The organism is Streptomyces sp. NPDC057939 (genome assembly GCF_042887545.1).
Classification (GTDB): domain Bacteria; phylum Actinomycetota; class Actinomycetes; order Streptomycetales; family Streptomycetaceae; genus Streptomyces.
This window is the reverse complement of record NZ_JBHVPG010000133.1, coordinates 1-1,043: the sequence shown is the minus strand read 5'-3', so window position 1 is coordinate 1,043 and position 1,043 is coordinate 1. Positions and strand designations below refer to the sequence as shown.

Sequence of the window (1,043 nt, the reverse complement as noted above, 5' to 3'; positions counted from 1 at the left end):
GCCCTCATTTGCGATATAAAAAAGAACGGTTCCAAAGGTCAGGACGCCGTTCAAATTTGTTATCGTATCAATAATGTTGGCGACGATGACCACCATAAAACTGAGCATCTTCCGCACATATCCAAACCATGCACTGCGGCTCCGGAGCTGCTTCATTTTCCATGCTTTTATAATGCCAGTGATAACATCCAAGATGCTGAGGATCAAAAGTAAATCAAGGTATTTCACCTCCCCGAATAGATATGTTCTTGCGATCTGTAAGCTTTCAAAATTCAACATCACTTGTATTCCCTCCATTGTTAATCACCTCCTCCGAGGCAAAATAAAAACACCTCTAGGGTGTTTATTAGCTCCCTGTCCCGCCCACATCCACACTGATTGGCTGTTCTGTAGCGGGATAGGTTAAACCAGTGATTTGTTTATATTGGTCTTCAGTAATTCTGTTCAATTCAACAAAACGGGCGACATTCGCGTTTGTATAATAATTCCGGCCCCAGCCATAAATGGTCTTGATATTTGCAAACCAATCCATTATGCTTTTCCTCCCTCTGCCAACATAAGAAGCAAGTCAGCCAATATTCTTGACTGTTCCTCGGCTGCGCTTTGAGCTTCTGCCAACTGCTTCATAATGACAGCATTCTGTTGTTTTAAAATATCAACAGGCGTTGGCCCCTGAACATTTTTTGCGTGCTCTAATATAGAATTCTTTTCTTCTCGTGTAGCCGATTCTATCCATACCTGTTTGCTAGGATCGAATTTCGCCTTAAAAAATGAAGGTGGTTGAATTAGCGTGCAATTTTCAGGAATAATATAATTTCCTTGCTCATCTACTTCGCTAATAATAGAAGGTCCGATAAAAATAAAATCTTCTCCATACTTGTATGCTTGAATCATGTTGCAGTTCCTCCTGTTTGTAGCGGCACAGATACATCTATATAAAAACCATCTAATCTATTTGAATCAAGTGGCGTTGGATATTTAATCTTTAAGTCACCATCATCGTATACAATCAAATTTGCCGTTCCCCCTGTTCCGCTTAGAGC

3 protein-coding genes are annotated in these 1,043 nt (G+C 40.5%); all 3 read right to left on the bottom strand.

Annotated elements, in window-relative coordinates:
- Nucleotides 1–297, bottom strand: a 297-nt coding sequence (locus tag ACFVS6_RS42990; RefSeq protein ID WP_389711978.1) for a phage holin family protein, incomplete at its 3' end; no start/stop codon positions are given.
- Between the two features lie 49 nt (nt 298–346).
- Entirely contained in the window at nt 347–532 is a 186-nt protein-coding gene (locus ACFVS6_RS42985; protein ID WP_014418183.1) for an XkdX family protein, read from the bottom strand.
- A complete protein-coding gene (locus tag ACFVS6_RS42980) occupies nt 532–894 on the bottom strand; it encodes a hypothetical protein (protein ID WP_040221740.1) in 363 nt (120 codons plus the stop codon). Before ACFVS6_RS42980 ends, ACFVS6_RS42985 begins: the two co-directional genes overlap by 1 nt.
- Nucleotides 895–1,043: the final 149 nt, after the last annotated feature.

Bases quoted from the DNA above. Each gene is read 5' to 3' on its own strand.
- ACFVS6_RS42980 (WP_040221740.1), bottom strand. From the start codon at position 894: ATGATTCAAGCATACAAGTATGGAGAAGATTTTATTTTTATCGGACCT.
- ACFVS6_RS42985 (WP_014418183.1), bottom strand. From the start codon at position 532: ATGGATTGGTTTGCAAATATCAAGACCATTTATGGCTGGGGCCGGAAT.